This is a genomic window from Frankia sp. CoWAU3, from assembly GCF_977971855.1.
In genome coordinates this window covers 6,672-7,273 of record NZ_CDWWXB010000102.1, presented here as the reverse complement: position 1 = coordinate 7,273, position 602 = coordinate 6,672, and the positions used below count along the sequence as shown (strand labels likewise).

Annotated in this window: 1 protein-coding gene; it reads right to left on the bottom strand. The window is 72.4% G+C overall.

What is annotated here, in order from left to right; genetic code table 11:
* The coding region (locus AC08ON_RS10835; protein ID WP_476616890.1) for a hypothetical protein at positions 1–602 on the bottom strand (602 nt) is incomplete at both ends.

The following is a 602-nucleotide window of genomic DNA, read 5'->3' as shown; positions in this document are numbered from 1 at the left end:
GCGTAGCCCTCGGTGGTGGCCACCGGCACATGCTTCAAGTGGATCTTCGTGGTGAGTAGGCTGCCGGGTCGGTAGGCGAGTTCCTGGGCGAGGGTGCGGCGCAGCATCCGCGGGTTGACCGGGTCGTCGGGGATGGGGGCCAGGCCGAGCCGGTGGCCGGCCGGCCCGTTCACCCAGCCGCGTAGGTGCTGGTAGCGGGAGGGGAAGTCGAACCGGCCGAACAGCAGGTCACCGCCGCGGCGCTCAGTTCTGTGGAGCCGTTCGGCGACGGCGATGGCGTGGTCGACCTCGCCGATGACGACCCATTCGTCGCGGGTTCCGCCGAGGGGCTGGCCTTTGACGAGGGTGCCGGCCAGCCGGTGCCGGCCGAGGGCATCCTCGGCGGGTGGGCGGCGGCAGCCGGTGCGCAGTTCCATCAGCTCGCACTCGCGCATCCCGGTGACGGTGGCGGTCACCAGCAGGCAGGCGGTGAACAGGTGGTCGGCCAGGTAGCGCACGTCGGCTTCGTCGATCGGCAGCGTCCACCGGGTGGGGCCTGCGCCGTCGGCCCGCTCGACGTGTGGGGCATCGCGGCCCCAGGGCCGTTCGACACCGACCAGGCT